We start from the raw sequence: 17,489 nt of genomic DNA, 5'->3' as shown, positions 1-17,489 counted from the left end.
TCTTTGGTTTCTATCTAGGTGAGGAGAGCGCCGTGGGCGCCCGGGTCGACAATCAGGTGGCGGATACCCGCAGCAGCGCCGCGTCCATCGCGTAGCGGTAGCTGTCGGCACCGAAGCCGCACACCACGCCCACCGCCTTGTCACTGAAGTAGCTGTGCTGGCGGAACGGTTCGCGGGTATGCGGGTTGGACAGGTGGATCTCGATGAACGGCACCGCCACCGCGGCCAGCGCATCGCGCAGGGCGACCGAGGTATGGGTGAAGGCGGCGGGGTTGATCAGGATGAAAGCGGTTCCGTCGTCGCGTGCGGCCTGCACGCGGTCCACCAGCACGTGCTCGGCATTGGACTGCAGGCTCTCCACCGCGTGCCCGGCGGCCGATGCCTGGCTGGCCAGGGCCTGGTCGATGTCGGCCAGCGTGGTGTGGCCGTAGACCTCCGGCTCGCGTGTGCCGAGCAGGTTGAGGTTGGGGCCGTGCAGGACCAGCAGCTTCGCCATGGGATCCGGAAGACGGGAAAGGGCGGCAGTCTGGCGGAACCGGCGGATGCTGTCCAGTTCGGCGAAGTTTGCAGCGTTTCAATCGAACGTTTGAAATCTGCCGGAGCGCTTGTGGCCGTATGGCGGGCGCTGGATCAAGGCGCGCTGAATGGCTCGCAGGCCGGGGATGCATGCACGTAGGCCGACGATGGCGGCAGGCATGGGCAGGGCTGATGCTGTCATGGGTGGTGCTGCAGTAGATCCACGCCACGCGCGGATGAGGCCACCATTCAATAGATCCACGCGATGCGTGGATGGAGGACGTTCGGTACGTAGCACGCTACGCACCCACCGAGGGGCAGCCCAAGGTGCGCCGCACGCCACCCACTGCCCCCCGCCACGCCCCCGCTCACGTCTCCAGCGGCACCGTCGGCACCACGTTCGGGAACACCTCTTCCAGCGGTTCCCGTTCTCCAGGCTTCGGTGCCGGCCAGTTGTAGGCATTCACCGGCTGCGCGCGGTTTACCCACAACGCGTAATACAGGTGGTCGGCGCGGCCATCACCGGTATTGGGGTGGATCAGGATGGTCAGGCCCAGGCTGTTGAGCTGCAGCCAAGGCACCAGCACCGGCAGCAGGTCGTTGGTGAAGCCGAAGTAGAACGACGGGGTGACGTGCGGCCCGCGTGGTTCCAGGTTCCAGTTGCCCAGCTCCACCGGGAAGCGCTCGGCCGTCCAGCGCCGCAGCAGCGCAGCCTTCTCGAAGCTGTCCTCGTCGAAGTAGATGTGCGCGTGATAGCTCTTGATGTCGGTGTAGGCGCGTGGGGTCACGGGCAGGGTGGCCTCGCCGGGACGCACGCTGGCCGGGCGCGGGGTCGGTTCGCTGGCCGTGGCCTGGCCCCAGGGGCTGTGCCCTTCCGGTGCTGGCGGCACGATGGCACGGAAGCCGGGGCGGCCAGGCTCGGTGGTGTTCACCGCGTCGTTGCCGCGCGGTGCTGCGGCGGCGGTCGAGGCACTGGCCAGGCCGCCAGCGGCCAGACCCGCCGAAGCGATCAGGCGGCGCCGTGCCGGCGAAAGCAGGTCGGCCCAGTGGGCGTCATCATCGCCGGCGTCGGTGAGGGTCTGCGGGTCCGGGTGCATGAAGGGCTCCGTGGCGGCATCGTGTGGGCAGGCAAGCACGCTCGGGCACCCGCATCCACAGCGTCCAATAAGCAGGGGGCATCACCTCATGCAGGTGCGCCCCGTTGTCGTTGAGCGTGGCCGCTGGGCGGGCTAGGGTGCAGGTCTGCCGCCCCGGAGCCCTTCCATGATCTCGCCCGATGCCGACACACAGCAAAAGCGCGCGTTCTTCCGCCAGCTGCACGCGCAGGGTTGCTTCGTGCTGCCCAACCCATGGGATGTGGGCAGTGCCCGCTACCTGCAGCGGCAGGGCTTCCAGGCACTGGCCACCACCAGTGCCGGCTGCGCCTGGAGCGAAGGACGGCCGGACGGAGCGGTTTCGCTGCAGGCCACGCTGGCGCATCTGCGCGTGATGGTGGCAGCGACCCCATTGCCGTTGAATGCCGACTTCGGTGATGGCTTCGGCGTCACGCCGCAGGCGGTGCAGGAGGCGGTGGCCGCGGCGATCGACACCGGCATTGCGGCATTGTCGATCGAGGATGCCAGCGGCGTGGCCGATGCACCGCTGCGTCCGATCGACCAGGCGGTCGAGCGCCTGCGCGCTGCCCGTGCAGCCATCGACCGCGCGGGTGGCGACGTGCTGCTGGTCGGCCGCGCCGAGAACTTCTTCGTTGGCGTGCCGGATCTGCAGGACACCCTGCAGCGCCTGCGTGCCTACGCAGAGGCCGGTGCCGACGTGCTGTATGCACCTGGCATCAGCACGCGCGAGCAGATCAGCGCGGTGGTCGCCGCTGCCGGGTCGAAGCCGGTGAACCTGCTGGTCGGTGGACCGACACCGCTGCGCCTGCAGGACATTGCCGCGCTCGGCATTCGCCGGATCAGCCTGGGCGGCGCACTCGCCCGTGCCGCGTGGGGCGGGCTGATGCAGGCGACCCAGCCGATCGTGCAGGACGGACGCTTCGATGGGCTGCAGCAGGCGGCCTCCGGGGCTGCCTTGAACGCGCTGTTCCGCTAGATCCACGCCGTGCAAGGCGGGAGGGGCCGGCGACTACAGCGCCTCGATCTCCCGCTTGGGTAAGGTCACGTCGGGTTCCAGCGCCGGCAGCAGTTGGCGAAGCAGGTTTGGATTGCCCTGCAGCCCGGTGCCATCCAGATACGTCCAGCCGGAACCACCAACGCGGCGCACGGCCACCATGAACGTGGTGCTGCGCATTGGGGTTTCACGCACCCGTATCAGGGATTGGCGTGGCACGAAGCAGACTTCTTCCTCTCCGGCAGCATAGGTCCGGGTCGGCACACCTACATCTTCGCTGATGACCACTACACCGGCGTTGTGCTGCTTCTTCAACGCATCACGGGTGAGCGCCTGGAAGGCGTCATCGCCGCCGGCCAGTCGCTTGAGGCTGGGATGGGTGCGTTCGATGAGGAAGTCCGCATCGCCGCGGGCGTATGCAGTCATCATGGCGCGCACATCTTCGCGCAGTGCCTTCGCATCACTGGGACTGAGTTCACCTGCGAAGGCGGATGGCAGCAACAGCGACAGCAGCATCAGCATCGTCAGGGGCAGGCGTCGATCCATGTTCGGGTGTCTCACAGGGCACCGCCGCACTATACGGTGGATGCGAAAACAGCGTCCCATCGATGGCGCTGGTATCCTGTAAATCACTACTTACTATTGGTAGGTATTGATTTCTGGAGCCCCCCCCATGCACAGCCTCATTGTCATCGCCCACCCTGAACCCGGTTCGCTGACCCATGCGATGGCGCATCGCATCGGCGATGCCATCACTGCTGCCGACGCCCGCAACACCGTGGCCTACGCCGATCTGATGGCCGAAGGCTTCGATCCGCGCTTCAACGCCCAGGACCAGGCCTTGTTCCGCAGCACTGGCGCGGTACCGGCCGACATCGCCGCCGAGCACGCACGGCTGGAGGCCACCGATACACTGGTGCTGGTGTTCCCGTTGTACTGGTGGTCGTTCCCGGCACTGCTGAAGGGCTGGATCGACCGTGTCTTCACCAACGAATGGGCCTACGCACAGGACGCGCAGGGCAAGCTGGTGAAGAAGTTGCAGCGCCTGAACGTGCATCTGGTGGGGCTGGGCGGTGCCGATGCAGCGATGGTCGAACGACGCGGCTACGATGCGGCGATGAAGACGCAGATCGACATGGGCATCTTCGACTACTGTGGCGCACGCGTGCTGACGTCCGACCTGCTGCTGGATGCCGATACCGGTGCGGCTGGAGCGCATCTGCAGACCGCGCTGGCGATCGGCCGTAAAATAGGCACTCCGATGCGCTGATCGCCGTGTTCCGCCGATGCCCGCCAACGCCGCTCCCACGCGCCGCCGATTGACCCGCGAGCAACGCGCCCGCCAGTTGCTGGACGTGGCCTGGGCGCTGGTCGGTGAAGAAGGCACCGACGCGTTGACGCTGGGACGGCTGGCCGAGGCGGCGGGCGTGACCAAGCCGGTGGCCTACGATCACTTCGTGACCCGCAACGGCCTGCTGGCCGCGCTCTACGATGACTATGACGGGCGGCAGACGGTGGTCTTCCACGAGCGTATCGGCCGCGCCCGCGCGCAGCTGGCCGACCGTGCGGCGGCTATCGCCTCCGGCTACATCGACTGCATCCTCAGCCAGGGCAGTGAAGTGCAGGGCATCCTTGCCGCGCTGGTGGGCGCGCCGGAACTGCACGAGGTGCGACGGCGTTACCAGCAGGACTTCATCGACAACTGCGACGCATGGCTGGGTCCGTTTGCCGCCGATGGCACGGTGCCACTTGCTGGGCGCTGGGCGATTCTCGGTGCGGCTGAAGCCCTGTCCGAAGCCGTGGCGGCAGGTGCGCTGGACAAGACCAACGCCGAGGCCGAGCTGCAGCGGCTGATCGTGGCGACGGTCAAGCGGCGCTGAGCGGCTTCGGGCGTCAGGCCCCGGCGGTGCTGCTGGCCAGCGTGGCGAATCCTGCCGCCAGCTGATCGCGCACCCGTGCGTCGCGCGCGTCGCGGCTTTCAGAACCCAATACCACGGTGATCAGGCGTACCGGCTGATCCCGCCCGGGCACTGCCCGGCATGCGGTGGCGGCCAGGCAGAAGCCTGCTGCCTGGGTGTAGCCGGTCTTTAATCCATCCACGCCGTCATCGCCAAGCAGCGCATTCTGGTTGTTGCGGCTGAAGCTGCCATGCACGAACGCGCGCTGCGCGGTGATTGCCAGTATCTGCGGATGGTCATTCAGTAGGCAGGCGGCCAGCACCGCCATGTCGCGCGCGCTGGACGCATGGTGCGGCGTGGTGATGCCGGAGACGCTGGCGAACCAGCTGCTGCGCAGGCCGAGCTGGCGTGCGTGCCGGTTCATGCGCTCCAGGAACGCAGGCTGCGATCCGTCCAGGTGGCGCGCGATGGCCAGCGCCGCGTCATTGCCGGAGACGATCATCAACCCTTCCAGCAGGCGCGCGAGCGTGACCGTTTCGCCGGGCACCAGGCCCATGCGCGTTTCATCGTCGGCGACCGCATGCACGTCGTCGGCGGCGATGGTGACTTCGTCGCCCCACGAGCGCCCGCGCTCCTCGACACATTCGTAAGCCGCGTAGGCGGTCATCAGCTTGGTCAGCGAGGCCGGCTGCCTGGCGATATCCGCGTTGTGCTGGTGAATCACCGCGAAAGTTGCCGCATCGAGGGTGATGGACGACAGCGGTGCACGCGCAGGAGCAGGAGACGGCATGGAAGCGACGATGGCAGTGGGGACCCAGGAGGATAGTGTGCGGCGACTGCACGAATCTGAAATATTGAAACGATATAACGTATCGTCACTTTGGGCCGCCGATGGCCCGACGGGACATCCGATGACTGCACGCATTCCACGCCGCTGGCTTCATTCTTCGTTGCTGCTCGCGCTGGCCGCACTTGGCGGCTGCCAGCCCAACCTGCGCGCCGAGGCTGTTTCCAGCGCCGAAGCCGGTCCGCTCAATGTGATCGTGATGATCAACGACGGTGCCGGCTGGGGTACCTGGGACGCCGCCGCCTACTGGCAGTACGGCAGCCGTGAAGGCGCACCCTATGCGGATTTCCCACTGCGCCTGGCGGTGACCACCTTTCCGTTGAACGCGAGCAGCCAGCCGACCGGTGACAACGCGCAGACGCTTGGCTACGACCCGGGCAAGGCCTGGGATGACGCGCCGGTTCCTGCGCAGGACCTGCCCTTTGCGGGCTACCAGTACCTGGCCGCGGTGGCTACCGACAGTGCGGCGGCGGGCACTGCGCTGTCCTCGGGGATCAAGACCTACAACAACGCCATCAACTTCAACAACGATGGCCAGCCGGTCGAGTTCAATACGCTGCGCGCCAAGCGCCTGGGCATGGCCACCGGCGTGGTCACCTCGGTGCCGTTCGCGCATGCCACGCCGGCCGCGTTCGCGGCGCAGAACGAATCGCGCAGCAACTATCACGCCATCGCACACCAGATGCTGGCGCAGGGCCACATGGACCTGGTGATGGGCACGGGTGGCCCGGGCTACAGCGTCGACGGCCGCGCCTGCCATGAAGGTACGGACGCCGCGAAGGCGGAGGGCTGTGCGAATCCATGGGAGTGGGTGTCGCAGCAGGATTGGCAGCAGCTGGAAGCGGGCAGCACCATCGGCGGCAATCCAGCGGGACCGTGGCGCCTGATCCGCAGCAAGGAAGCGTTCGCCGCACTGGCGCAGGGACGGTTGCCGGCCGACCGGCCGCTGATCGGTGTACCGCGCGTGGCCAACACACTGCAGCAGGCGCGCCAGCTGCAGGTGCTGGGCAAGGATGCAGGCACGCCTTCGGGAGTGAGGAAGATCGACAGCGTGCCCGATCTGGCGACCATGACGCGTGGCGCACTGCAGTTCCTGCAGCAGCGCTCGTCCAAGGGGCTGTACCTGATGGTGGAAGGCGGCGCCACCGACTGGGCCGCACATACCAGTGCGTGCGGCACCGAATGGCATTACGGCCAGTGCAGCGATCAGCCGCAGTATGGCCGGCTGATCGAAGAGACCGTGGAATTCAATGACGCGGTGGCGGCGGTGGTCGACTGGATCGAGCGCAACGGTGGCTGGGAGCGCAACCTGTTGATCGTCACCACCGACCACGACAACAGCATGCCGATGGGCCCGGATGCACAGGACGTGGCTTTCGCGCCGGTACGCAACAACGGTCGCGGCCGCATGCCCGGAATCAGCTTCCGCCCCACCGGCAACCACTCCAACGCGCTGGTGCCGCTGTGGGCCAGGGGCGCCGGCGCGGAGCTGCTGGGCAAGCGCGTGCGGGGCGTCGATGCCGGCTACCGTCAGCACGTGCGCTGGAACGACGGCAGCTACATCGACAATACCGACGTGGCTGCCGCAGTGCAGGAAGCGCTGCAGCGTCCACGGTAACGCCCGGTTGCACGCGGGCTGTTGTCGAGGCAGCCTGCGTACATGCAGTCGGATATCCGCATCGACGGTCGTGTCTTCGCCTACGTCTTCCCCTGTGCGTGGGAAGACTACGCGAAGATTGGTTTCTCACGTGATCCGCTTGGGCGCATCAGCGCATTGCACCGGCGTTGGTTCGAGTTCTTCGATCTCGACGCCGGTGCGCTGGTGGAAGCGGAAAGCGAGCGCGATGCGCGGGATCTGGAGCTGCAGCTGCGTTCGCCGTTCAAGGCGCACCGCGCTCCGGCGCCGATGACGGTCCAGGACAAGGCTGGAGGCCGCACCGAATGGGTACGTGGTGCCAACCACGCTTTGTCGCTTGCGGTTGCCGGCCTGGGCGAACAGGGCTATCGCTGTTATCCACTGAAGGGATGGCTGCGAGCCGCGCTTCGCCTGCGCATGGACCGGCTGCACGACTGGGCGGCGGTGCAGCTTCCCGAAGAGGAAGGCCTGCGGATCCCCGGTGGCCCCGGCGAGGGCGCGCTGCGTGACACCCTCGACGGTTGTCGGGCATTGGACATCGATCCGATCCCATGGCTGCCTGAACACGTCCAACGCTGGTATGCAGGTTGAGGAGCGTTCAACGGGCTCGCGGCGGCTGAACCGGCGCGGCCGGTTGCCGCGCGCACTGCGGGGCAGGTCTGGATGGGCTGGCCAGCTGGCGTGCCAGCTCGGCGCTGGCCACGTGGCCCTGCAGGAACAACAAGCCGCCGAAGATGTTCATGAGCGTGCCTCCACTTGAGTGGATTGCACGATACGGGCAGCATGGACGGGCAAAAAGCGACATTTCCGCAAGCATGACTTGAGAGAATTTCAAGCCTTATGTCCCGCCCTCCGCTCCATGCCCTCCAGGGCTTCGTGGCTGCCGCCCGGCTTGGCAACCTGTCGCGCGCGGCGGCGTCGATGAACCTGACCGTCAGCGCGCTCAGCCACCAGATGCGGCAGCTGGAAGAACGGCTCGGGCAGCCGCTGCTGATCCGCCAGCCGCGTGGTATCACCCTTACCCTTGAGGGGCAGCGCCTGCTCGAGCAGGTGGGGCCGCATCTGGATGCGATAAACGAAGCCTTCCAGCCCTATGCCGCGCGTGCCGAGCACGTGCTGACGATCAGTGCGGTGCCATCGATGGCATCGGCCTGGCTGGTGCCGCGCCTGGGTCACTTCGTGGCTGAGCATCCGCAGATCGAGATCAACCTGCAGTCGAGTGAGCGCCTGATTGATTTCGAGCGGCAGCGCCAGTTCGACGCCGCGCTGCGGCTGGGCAGCGGGCAATGGCCGGGCCTGGTGGTGGAACCGCTGTTCGACGAGTGGCTGGTGCCGATGGCGAGCCCCGCGCTGATCGAGCGCATGGGGGGCATCGACCGTGTACCGCTGACCCAGTGGCCGCTGCTCGGTGATCCCGACGGCGCGTGGGGCGCCTGGTTCGCGTTGAGCGGGCAGAGCCCGCCATCGCGCTTCGTGGCGGTGCTGGATGATTCGGAGGCGCACCATCGCGCCGCACTGGATGGCGTAGGCGTGGCCCTTGGCCGGGTGACCCGGGCACGCCTGCTGCTGGAATCCGGCCAGCTGGTCGCGCTGTCCAGCCAGCGCCTGAAGACGGCGTGGCCGCATTGGCTGGTGTACCCGCAGCGCTCGGCCAGCCATCGCGGCTTCCTCGCGTTCCGCGACTGGCTGCATGCGCAGGCCGCCGAGCATGTGCAGCACATGGCGGACGCGCATCTGTAACGCCGCGCGGTGCTCGATCTCGACTCTACAGTCACTGCACCAGGGTGACCGCCTGCCCGGCACGCGCGAACGCTTCCTCCAGCAACGGACCCGCCTTGATCGCTTCCACTTCCTCAAACAGCGCCCGCAGCGCATCGGCGGGGCGTGAGGCCGGTGCCGCCACTGCCTGCTGGATCGCGGTGAAGCGATCGGCCAGCACCCGATGGCCGGGATGTGCCTTCGCCCAGGCCGCCAGCGGCTGGCGTACACCGGCGGCGGCATCCAGGCGGTGCTGGTCGAACAGGGCGATGGCCGCTGCCGAGGTGTCCGCCCGCTCGATCGTGGCATGGCGCAGTTCCCGGCTCAGGAACAGGTCATAGGCCGCGCCACGCCCCACCGCGATGCGCAGTCCGTCGCGGTCGAGGTCGGCCACTTGCTGCGCCGGGCTGTCTTCGCGCACCAGGTAAGTGCCTTCGATCTCCACATACGGAGCGCTGAAGGCGATGCGGTCGGCACGCGCCGGATCGATCGCCAGGAAGGCCAGATCCCAGCCGTCTTCGCCCGCTGCGGCGACCACCGAGGCTGCGGCATCGTGGCAGGTGAAGCGTGCCTGCACCCCCATCCGTTGCGCCAACGCGGTAGCCAGTTCCAGCGAGGGGCCGCGCGGTGAGCGCGCATCGCCCTGTGCCAGCACCGGGTTGCCCAGGTTGATCGCCACGCGCAGGAAACCGTGCGGTGCCAGAGTACGTCGGTGGTCGGCCAGGGACATGCAGGACTCCACGGGGCAGGGGAGACCCAGCATGCCAACAACGGTGTCCGCGTGGCGTGGACTCAGCCGCGCGCGGCGAAGGTGCCGTGGAAGCCCAGTGGCACCGCATACGGCAGCCACGCCTGGGCCAGCGGACCGTCATCCACATGGCGCGCATCCAGCACGGCCAGGCCGCTGCGCTGGTTCACCGGATCGAGCAGGGTGCCGATCAGCCAGCCGTCATCGGCGTTGCGGCTGCCCGGGCGCGGTACGAACACATGCTCTTCGGCCATGATGTCCGCCCCGTAGTTCCAGAGCTGGCGGCGCCCGTGCTCGATCTCGAACGCGGCCGCCGCGTTGAAGTACGGCGCAGTGGCCGTGCCGTCGATGGTCGGCGCATACAGCCGTGCGCCACGTGTGTTCGCCGAGCGCGGGTCGAACAACGGGAACTCCACGGCGCTGATGCCCAACGTCTGCCAGCGGGCCTGTCCACGACGCAGGTCCAGATGCAGCTCGACCAGGCTGGCGCCACTGTTGGCCGCGTGTGCGCCATCACCGGCCATCGCTTCCTTCATCGGCGAGCGCGCCTCATTGATGTCGTCGTGGCGCACTGCGCGCAGCACGATGCCGCCATCGCGGGTGAACGCGTCGCCGAAGTGGTAGATCGCCGCGAACGGGGCCTCGAACCATTGCGCCTTGTCCGGCGCATCCTTGGCGACCACCGCGATGCGCACCGGACGCTGCGGTGCGAACTGCATGCGCTCGAAGAAGCTGCCACCTGCGCCGGTGAAATCGAACGGCATCATCACGAACACCAGATGCTGGTCGGTCATCGCGAAGGCATGCAGGTAGCCATGCTCGGGTGTTTCGATCACATTGGCGCTGCGCAGCTGGCCGTCCGCACCGATGTGCCAGACCAGCAGGCCATGGCCCCCCATCAGGCTGATCGAGCCGAAGTTCCAGAGGCTGCCGTCGTGGTCGGTCAGCGGGTGCGCCGAGAACGGCAGCGCCGCCAGGTCCGGACGCCAGGTGACAGGGCCAAGCGTCTGCAGCGAATCCGGGTCCACTTCGAACGCCGAACCGGATTCGCACAGGGCGAACAGGTGGCCATTGATCATCGTCACCGAGGTGTTGGCCACGTTGGCATCATCGTTGTTGCGTACCGCCAGCGCACCGGGAACGCTGGTGCCGGCGGCCGGATACTGGAAGCGGCCGGCCTTCTGTTCACGGGTGAATTTCGGCGTGGCGACCATGCGCCCGTGATGGGTCAGGCTGCCATCACCATTGAAGCGCCAGCCATGCACCATGCCGTCGCCGTCGAACCAGTGGTCGTAGCGGAAGCCATCGCGCTCGGTCCACGCCGGACCGTTGCGGTACAGCGTGCCAGCCAGGCCTGACGGCAGCTTTCCCTGCAACTGCACGGTGGCCGGGCCGAGGCTTTCGCTGCCGACGCTGCGCCAGCCGAGCAGCCACGGGTGTTCCTGCATGCCCTGCGCGAACCGCGCCGGGTCGCCGGCGAAGGCGGGAGCGCTGCGCAGCGCGGTGGTGCCCAGGGCCAGACAGGCACTGCTGCTGAGCAGGGTACGAAGGAAGCGGCGACGGTCCATGGTGGCCTCGGGTCTGGATGCAGGAATCAGCGCAGGGTGATGTCGATGGCGGTGCCGGCGGCCGGTACGTCGACGCGCGCCTCGTCGAAGGTCGGCTTGCGCATCACCTGCGGGTTGTTGCTGAAGCCGTAGCCCTCCACCGGCATGCCGACCAGGTTGGTGTCGAGCTTGCCGTTGTCGTTCTCGTCGTGGGTGAGCAGCACGGCATAGCTGCCGGCCGGAACACCCTTGAACGTGAAGTGGGCGCTGTCGCCGCTGGGCGCCGCCTGCTGGGCCTGCACGGGCCTGGCCTTGCCGTCCCAGGCGGCGGCGCTGTCGACCAGCGCAACGCGCAGGGTGCCGGTCTGCACACGGACGTCGTGCACGGTCACGGCCAGGTCGGCGGCGTGGGCACTGCCGGCCAGGGCCAGGGCAGTCAGGGCGGTGCTGAGCAGGGCGGTGCGGATCATGGCAGTGGCTCCGGAAGTGTGTGTGGCGGTGTGGCGCCAGTCTGCGTGCGGCGCTGCACCGGGTTCAGGGCCAGTGGTCATCGATTCGACGTGCCAGAAGTCACTTTCTGCGCCGGACCCATTGCCGCCGGCGTGCGCGGCGGTCAGCATCTGGCCATGCCCAGCCTGTTCCGCCATCTGTTGCGTCCCCTCAGCCTCGCCGGCCTGGCCACCGTGCTGGTGGTGGGCCTGTCATTCGCGGTGCAGCGCAACGGTGCCGGGCTGAGCCTGCTGCTGCTTGCCGTGTTCCTGCTGCTGTTCGTGGTGCACGGCTGGGCGTCGGTGCCATCCCGCGTGCGCGCTGTCGCGGCGGTGTTGCAGGCGTTGCTGGCGGTCGTGCTGGTTGCGCTGCAGCCGCGTACCGGCACCGCACCGGTACTGCTGGTGGTGCTGGTGGCGCAGCTGGCCGAGCATTGGCCACCGCGCTTCGTGCTGGCTGTTGCACTGCTGGCCAACCTCGCCATGTATCTCGTGCTGCGCTACAGCGGCTTCAGCCAGCCGCTGCTGGTGGTGCTGCTCTATGGCGGCTTCCAGGCCTTTGCCGCACTGACCGCACACTATGCCCGCAGCACGGCGCTGGCCCGCGATGACCTGGCCCGCGTCAATGCCGACCTGCTGGCTACCCGCGCGCTGCTGGCCGACAGTGCACGCGACGCCGAGCGCCTGCGCCTGGCCCGCGAACTGCACGATGTGGCCGGGCACAAGCTCACCGCGATGCGCTTGAACCTGCGTGCCCTTGCGGCCGACCCTGTGCTGGCCAAGCGCGAAGGATTGGTGCTGGCCGAGCAGCTGTCCGGCGAGTTGCTGGCCGACATCCGCCAGGTGGTGCAATCGATGCGCGATGATCGCGGCCTCGATCTGGCCACCGCATTGCACGCGCTGGCCGCGCCGTTCCCGCGCCCGAAGCTGCAGCTGCAGATCGGCGAGTGCGTGCGCGTGGTTGACCCGCTGATGGCCGAGACCGTGCTGCGCCTGGTACAGGAAGCGCTGACCAATGCCGCCCGGCATGGCAACGCAGACACCGTATGGCTGACGATCAACGAGGAGGATTCCCGGTTGCGTATCGACATCCGTGACGACGGCCAGCGCGCCGAGCGTATCCGCGAGGGCAACGGCATCGCCGGCATGCGTGAGCGCCTGGCCGCAGTGCGTGGCCAGTTGGAACTGGCCCGCACCGCACAGGGCGGCATGCACCTGACCGCCTGGGTGCCGGCATGAACGGCAGCGCGATCCGTGTTGCCCTCGCCGACGACCAGGCGCTGGTCCGCGCCGGGCTGCGTGCGTTGTTGCAGGGGTTGGGCGTGGACGTGGCGCTGGAGGCCGAGGAGGGCCAGGCGTTGCTGGACGCGCTGTCCACCCAGCGCGTGGATGTTGTGCTCAGTGACATCCGCATGCCCGGGATGGACGGCATCGAAGCAGTGCGCCAGCTGCGCGCGCGCGGCGATGCCACGCCGTGGCTGCTGCTGACGACCTTTGATGAAAGTGATCTGCTGCTGCGTGCCAGCGAGGCCGGCGCACAGGGCTTCCTGCTCAAGGACGCCGCACCCGCAGACCTGCGCGAGGCGATCGAGCGCGTCGCCGCTGGCGAAACCCTGCTGCTGCCGGTCAGCACCGAGCCGGTACGCGCCCGCTACCGCTTCCACGATGAAGCACCGCCCACCGATACCTTCGGGGAACGCGAGGTGGCGATCCTGCGCTTGCTGGCCGGTGGCTACAGCAACAAGGAGATCGCGCGCAGCCTGTTCCTGGCCGAGGGCACGGTGAAGAACTACGTGTCCGCCATACTCGACAAGCTGGGCACCCGCGATCGCACCCGTGCGGTGCTGAAGGCCATTACCCTGCGCATCATCTGAGTGGACCGAGCAAGGAGTGCCAGTGAACCCGATCCTGCATGTGGAAATCCCGGCCAGTGACCTGGACCGTGCCATCACGTTCTACCAGCGGTGGCTGCAGGTCGCGGTGGACGAACCTGTCGTGCTGCACGACTGCCGGATGGCCTACCTGCCGTTCTCCGATGAGGCCGCCGGTGCCAGCATTGCGCTGGTGCTCGGCGCGGACTACCGGCCTTCCGAACAGGGGGCGCGCGTCTACATCGGCGTCGATGACCTGGATGCGAGCCTGGAGCGAGCACTGCAAGCGGGCGCCGAGCTGTGCTTCGGACCCGCCGACGCGGGCGACTGGCGCGTGGCCGAGATCCGCGACAGCGAAGGCAACCGCATTGCGCTGCAGGCGCGCGCTGCTCTGTAGAGCCGAGACCACGCTCGGCTGCTGTTGGCCCAGCCGCTCCAGCTCAGCCGAGCATGGGCTCGGCCCTACAAGGTCGCGGCGCGCGAGCGCTGCAGCCAGTCATTGATGGCCGGGTCCAGTCGCGGGTCGTCCGGTAGCTGCATGCCGAAGCGCTGTTGCAGCACGGCACGCACATCACCCACATCATGCAGCGGGCGCTTGTCCGGTGCCTGCCCGGGGCGATACTCGGTGTAGTTGCCGCTGCCGATGGTGCGGCGCCAGTCCGGCCCGGTCAGCGACGCGCGCAGCTGCCCGGGGAAACTGGAATCGGGATGGGTGCACACGTACCAGTTGCCAACCACGTTGTCGATCGGTGCCGGCGCCTGCAGGTCGAACCGATACATCGCCCGCCAACCATCGTTGGACTCGGCCGACAGCACGAAATCACCCTCGTCGTGCAGGCGCTGCAGCAGATAGCGTTCGTGCGGCGTGGCCTGCGGCTGCGGATCATGCAGGCGCAGCGGCACGGTCGGGGTCAGGCTGCCGAAACCGGCATCCACCAGCCAATCGTCGCTGTCTACGTTCACGCGCAGCAGCAGGTGGGTACGCGCGGTCAGTTCGCCGTCCTGGGCGGCCAGCAGTACCCGCGCGCTCAATGGCTGCGCATCGAAGCCCAATGCCTGCAGCAGCGCCAGCAACCCGCCATTGAGTTCGAAGCAGTAACCACCGCGGCGCTCGTCGAGCAGCTTGCGCTGCACGCTGTCCAGGTCGATCGGCACCGCATCGCGCAGCAGGCAGCTCAGGGTCTCGAAGGGCAGCAGTGCGTTGTGGCGCTGCTGCAGCAGGGTCAGGCCGGCCAGGGTCCGCGGTGGCGGCGCATCCAGCTGCAGGCGCTGCAGGTAGCGGGGGACATCGAGCGTCGTCATGGAGGCAGCGGGCGGGGGAGGGATGTCCACTGTGCTCCCCCAACCGGGGTTGAGGTCAAGCGCGGCGGCCGTGTCATGCCTCCGTCGCCTGCACCCGGTACAAAGGCCGCGTCCACCAGCGATGGGGGGACGCAGACGAAGAAAGCGCTAAAGTTGTCCTGAGTCAGGCCGATACATGTGCGTCTTTCCGCCTGGAGTCTGTCATGTCGGCCGTTGTCCCCCACCTCCGGTCCCTGCGCACGCGCCTTGCTGCGTTGCACTCGGCGTCCCCCGGGCTGCTGCGCTGGCTGCAGCCACATCGGCTCAGCGTGGCCAACAAGCTCAAGGCCACACTGTGGATCTGCGGCCTGGGCCTGGTGGCGATCGCTGCTGTCTACGCCTGGACTGGCCATGCCAACGCACTGGCTGCGCGCAGCCAAGCCAGCTACCAGCGCGGCAGCGATCTGGCTGCCAGCCTGTCCACGCGGGTAGCCGAAGCGCGTCGCCTGCAGACCCAGTATGCACGCAGTTTCGATGATGCCGACCGCGCGCAGCTGTTGGCCACGCAGAAGGCGTTGCAGACCGATCTGCAGGCGCTGCGCGCGATGCCGATGGATGCGGGCAGGCGCAAGGCCCTGCAGGCGCTGACCGAAGCCGCCGACGCGTTCTCGCAGGGTGTGGCCGCCCTGTTCGAACGGGTCGACGAGATGGGCCGTGGTGATGCCGGCCTCGCTGCGCAGCTGCAGCAGGCCGCCGACACCCTGCAGGCGCAGGTGGATGTGCAGCAGCGGCCCGCGCTGGCGCTGTCCCTGCAGAAGATGCGAAGGCAGGAGGCACTGCTGCTGCTCGACGGTGATTCCACCCACGCCGACCGCGCCAGCGAGGAGAAGCTGCCGTTCGACCTCGCGCTGGCGGGCCTGCCTGCGGATGTGCAGGACACCCTGCGCACCGGGATGGAGGCGTATCAGGCCGCACTGCTGGGGTATACCGCTGCCCGCGTCGGCCTGGATGTGGAAGCGCAGTCGCTGCTGGATACCGCCACGGGCGTAGCGCCGGCGTTGGCCGCATTCCAGCAGGCACAGGTGGCGGCGCTGGCCAGGGCGCAGGCACGCCAGCAGGCCGGCGCGCGCACCATGAGCGTGGTGTTCGCACTGACCCTGCTGCTGGTGGCCGGCGTGCTGATCACCAGCCTGGTGCTGGTGCTGCGTGCGGTGCGCCAGCCGATCCAGGACACCCTGCGTTTCGCCAGCGACATCGCCGACGACCGCCTCGACACCACCCTGCGCGTCTACAACGCCAACGATGAAATCGGCCAGCTGGCCCAGCGCCTGGTCGACATGCAGCAGCGCCTGCGCGCGCGCATCGAGACCGAGCGTGCGGTGGCCCGCGGCAACACCCGCGTGCGCCAGGCATTGGACAGCGCACAGGCCGGCTTGATGGTGATCGATGCCGAAGGCCTGGTGGCGTACGCCAATCCGGCGCTGCTGGAGCAGCTTGCACTCCGGCTTGAAGATCTGGTGGGGAGCGACGCGGTACGCCTGCATCCGGCACTTGCCAGCCTGGCTGGCGTGCGCCAGCGTGAGGAGCGCGAGATCGGTCATGCCGGCGTCCGCTATCAGTTGATCGCCAATGCCATCACCGACGAAGGGCATTTCCTCGGCGTGGCAGTGGAGTGGCGCAGCCGCGCGCTGGAAACGCTGCTGGAAACCGAAGTGGCAGCACTGGTCGACGCCGCCGCACATGGCGACCTGCACGGCCGCATCGCGCTGGAGGGAAAACAGGGCTTCGTGCGCACGTTGTCGACCAGCATCAACCGCCTGCTGGCGACCTTCGAGACCAACCTCGGCGATCTGCAGGCGCTTCTGGCGGCGCTGGCCCGTGGTGACCTCAGCGTGCGCATGGAAGGTGAGCTGCAGGGCGTGTTCGCACGCATGCGCGACGATGCCAACGCCACGGTCGCGCAACTGGGCCGCATCGTCACCCGCATCCAGCAGGCGACGTCCAGCCTCGACACCGGCGTTGGTGAGATCGTTGCCGGGCACCATGATCTGTCGCAGCGTACCGAACAGCAGGCGGCCAACCTGGAAGAGACGGCAGCGTCGATGCACGAGTTGACCGACACCGTTGGCCGCAACGCCGATGCCGCGGGCCGCGCAGATGCCTTGGTGCAGGGGGCGGCCGCGGTGGCCCAGCGCGGTGGCGAGGCCGTCGGCCAGGTGGTCGCGACCATGCATGGCATCAGCGAGGCCTCGCGGCGGATCGGCGACATCACCCAGCTGATCGATGGCATCGCTTTCCAGACCAACATCCTCGCGCTGAATGCCGCGGTGGAAGCCGCGCGTGCAGGTGAGCAGGGCCGCAGCTTCGCCGTGGTGGCTGCGGAAGTGCGCCTGCTGGCCCAGCGCAGTGCCGAAGCGGCCAAGCAGATCAAAGGACTGATCGAGGATTCGGTGGCGCGTGTTGGCCAGGGCAACCAGCAGGCCGAGCAGGCGGGCATCACGATGGGCGAGATCGTTGGCAGCGTGCAGCAGCTGGCCGAGCTGCTGGCCGGTATCCGCAGTGCATCGCAGGACCAGCATGCCGGCATCGCGCAGGTGAAGCAGACCATCGTGCAGATGGAAGCCAGCACCCAGCGCAACGCCAGCCTGGTGGAAGAGGCTGGTGCCTCCACCGCGCAGATGCAGGCGCAGGTACACGCGCTGACCGAAGCGGTGGGCGCGTTCCAGTTGCAGTCGATGCCACAGGCGCGCGCTGCGGCCTGATCGTGCTCCGGTATGCCGGCCGCTGGCC

General features: G+C 68.0%; 19 protein-coding genes. 10 read left to right on the top strand and 9 right to left on the bottom strand.

Going from position 1 to position 17,489, the window contains the following annotated elements; translation table 11 throughout:
- Positions 1-52: 52 nt before the first annotated feature.
- Together aroQ and AC5P9N_RS05785 are read right to left on the bottom strand one after the other, a co-directional pair.
- Positions 53-496 (bottom strand): type II 3-dehydroquinate dehydratase, encoded by a 444-nt coding sequence (gene aroQ, locus AC5P9N_RS05790; RefSeq protein ID WP_005411251.1) that lies wholly within the window; start codon positions 494-496, stop codon positions 53-55.
- Between the two features lie 388 nt (positions 497-884).
- On the bottom strand, positions 885-1,613 hold the full coding sequence (locus tag AC5P9N_RS05785) for a DOPA 4,5-dioxygenase family protein (protein WP_005411250.1): 729 nt from the start codon (positions 1,611-1,613) through the stop codon (positions 885-887).
- Between the two features lie 166 nt (positions 1,614-1,779).
- Between AC5P9N_RS05785 and AC5P9N_RS05780 the strand changes: the two genes are divergently transcribed.
- A complete protein-coding gene (locus tag AC5P9N_RS05780; RefSeq protein ID WP_099485031.1) occupies positions 1,780-2,607 on the top strand; it encodes an isocitrate lyase/PEP mutase family protein in 828 nt (275 codons plus the stop codon).
- 33 nt (positions 2,608-2,640) lie between these two features.
- On the opposite strand, the gene AC5P9N_RS05775 is transcribed toward AC5P9N_RS05780, so the two are convergent.
- The gene (locus AC5P9N_RS05775; RefSeq protein ID WP_099485032.1) at positions 2,641-3,171 is read right to left on the bottom strand and encodes a hypothetical protein; all 531 of its coding nucleotides are present in this window, start codon (positions 3,169-3,171) and stop codon (positions 2,641-2,643) included.
- Positions 3,172-3,298: 127 nt separating this feature from the next.
- On the opposite strand from AC5P9N_RS05775, the gene AC5P9N_RS05770 reads away from it, so the two are divergent.
- Together AC5P9N_RS05770 and AC5P9N_RS05765 are read left to right on the top strand one after the other, a co-directional pair.
- Positions 3,299-3,895 carry an NAD(P)H-dependent oxidoreductase gene (locus AC5P9N_RS05770; protein WP_005411247.1) on the top strand — a complete coding sequence of 199 codons (597 nt, stop codon included), beginning with the start codon at positions 3,299-3,301 and terminating at the stop codon, positions 3,893-3,895.
- Between the two features lie 16 nt (positions 3,896-3,911).
- Complete coding sequence (locus AC5P9N_RS05765; protein WP_005411246.1) at positions 3,912-4,505, top strand: TetR/AcrR family transcriptional regulator; 594 nt, start codon at positions 3,912-3,914, stop codon at positions 4,503-4,505.
- Positions 4,506-4,518: 13 nt separating this feature from the next.
- On the opposite strand, the gene AC5P9N_RS05760 is transcribed toward AC5P9N_RS05765, so the two are convergent.
- A complete protein-coding gene (locus tag AC5P9N_RS05760; RefSeq protein WP_076739655.1) occupies positions 4,519-5,313 on the bottom strand; it encodes a D-alanyl-D-alanine carboxypeptidase family protein in 795 nt (264 codons plus the stop codon).
- A 121-nt stretch (positions 5,314-5,434) separates the two neighbouring features.
- Here AC5P9N_RS05760 and AC5P9N_RS05755 point away from each other — a divergent pair, with 121 nt between their 5' ends.
- Positions 5,435-6,988: an alkaline phosphatase gene (locus AC5P9N_RS05755; RefSeq protein WP_049452103.1), complete on the top strand. Its 1,554-nt coding sequence runs from the start codon at positions 5,435-5,437 to the stop codon at positions 6,986-6,988.
- Positions 6,989-7,030: 42 nt separating this feature from the next.
- A complete protein-coding gene (locus AC5P9N_RS05750) occupies positions 7,031-7,597 on the top strand; it encodes a GIY-YIG nuclease family protein (RefSeq protein ID WP_033834050.1) in 567 nt (188 codons plus the stop codon).
- A gap of 7 nt (positions 7,598-7,604) precedes the next feature.
- Here AC5P9N_RS05750 and AC5P9N_RS05745 read toward each other — a convergent pair whose 3' ends face one another.
- The gene (locus AC5P9N_RS05745; protein WP_165931257.1) at positions 7,605-7,748 is read right to left on the bottom strand and encodes a hypothetical protein; all 144 of its coding nucleotides are present in this window, start codon (positions 7,746-7,748) and stop codon (positions 7,605-7,607) included.
- 98 nt (positions 7,749-7,846) lie between these two features.
- On the opposite strand from AC5P9N_RS05745, the gene AC5P9N_RS05740 reads away from it, so the two are divergent.
- On the top strand, positions 7,847-8,746 hold the full coding sequence (locus AC5P9N_RS05740) for a LysR substrate-binding domain-containing protein (protein WP_005411241.1): 900 nt from the start codon (positions 7,847-7,849) through the stop codon (positions 8,744-8,746).
- Between the two features lie 31 nt (positions 8,747-8,777).
- On the opposite strand, the gene AC5P9N_RS05735 is transcribed toward AC5P9N_RS05740, so the two are convergent.
- The 3 genes from AC5P9N_RS05735 to AC5P9N_RS05725 form a co-directional block, all read right to left on the bottom strand.
- Entirely contained in the window at positions 8,778-9,494 is a 717-nt protein-coding gene (locus tag AC5P9N_RS05735; RefSeq protein WP_005411240.1) for an ABC transporter substrate-binding protein, read from the bottom strand.
- A 62-nt stretch (positions 9,495-9,556) separates the two neighbouring features.
- Positions 9,557-11,080, bottom strand: coding sequence for a carotenoid oxygenase family protein (locus AC5P9N_RS05730; RefSeq protein ID WP_099485033.1), 1,524 nt, complete (start codon positions 11,078-11,080; stop codon positions 9,557-9,559).
- A gap of 26 nt (positions 11,081-11,106) precedes the next feature.
- Positions 11,107-11,529: a DUF2141 domain-containing protein gene (locus tag AC5P9N_RS05725; protein WP_012481398.1), complete on the bottom strand. Its 423-nt coding sequence runs from the start codon at positions 11,527-11,529 to the stop codon at positions 11,107-11,109.
- A 156-nt stretch (positions 11,530-11,685) separates the two neighbouring features.
- Between AC5P9N_RS05725 and AC5P9N_RS05720 the strand changes: the two genes are divergently transcribed.
- From AC5P9N_RS05720 to AC5P9N_RS05710, 3 genes are read left to right on the top strand one after another with little or no spacing between them, the layout of a single operon-like run.
- Positions 11,686-12,786: a sensor histidine kinase gene (locus AC5P9N_RS05720; RefSeq protein ID WP_024958364.1), complete on the top strand. Its 1,101-nt coding sequence runs from the start codon at positions 11,686-11,688 to the stop codon at positions 12,784-12,786.
- The gene (locus AC5P9N_RS05715; protein WP_005411236.1) at positions 12,783-13,421 is read left to right on the top strand and encodes a response regulator transcription factor; all 639 of its coding nucleotides are present in this window, start codon (positions 12,783-12,785) and stop codon (positions 13,419-13,421) included. The genes AC5P9N_RS05720 and AC5P9N_RS05715 overlap by 4 nt, the downstream gene beginning before the upstream one ends.
- Positions 13,422-13,443: 22 nt before the next feature.
- On the top strand, positions 13,444-13,815 hold the full coding sequence (locus AC5P9N_RS05710) for a VOC family protein (protein WP_005411235.1): 372 nt from the start codon (positions 13,444-13,446) through the stop codon (positions 13,813-13,815).
- Positions 13,816-13,880: 65 nt separating this feature from the next.
- Here the strand turns inward: AC5P9N_RS05710 and AC5P9N_RS05705 are convergent, their stop codons facing one another.
- A complete protein-coding gene (locus AC5P9N_RS05705; RefSeq protein ID WP_076739652.1) occupies positions 13,881-14,720 on the bottom strand; it encodes an arylamine N-acetyltransferase family protein in 840 nt (279 codons plus the stop codon).
- A 203-nt stretch (positions 14,721-14,923) separates the two neighbouring features.
- Between AC5P9N_RS05705 and AC5P9N_RS05700 the strand changes: the two genes are divergently transcribed.
- Positions 14,924-17,461 (top strand): methyl-accepting chemotaxis protein, encoded by a 2,538-nt coding sequence (locus AC5P9N_RS05700; protein ID WP_044570947.1) that lies wholly within the window; start codon positions 14,924-14,926, stop codon positions 17,459-17,461.
- Positions 17,462-17,489: the final 28 nt, after the last annotated feature.

This window comes from Stenotrophomonas sp. YJH_SMC_6 (assembly GCF_059371335.1).
The sequence above is the reverse complement of the archived record's forward strand: the minus strand, read 5'-3'. Positions and strand labels throughout refer to the sequence as shown.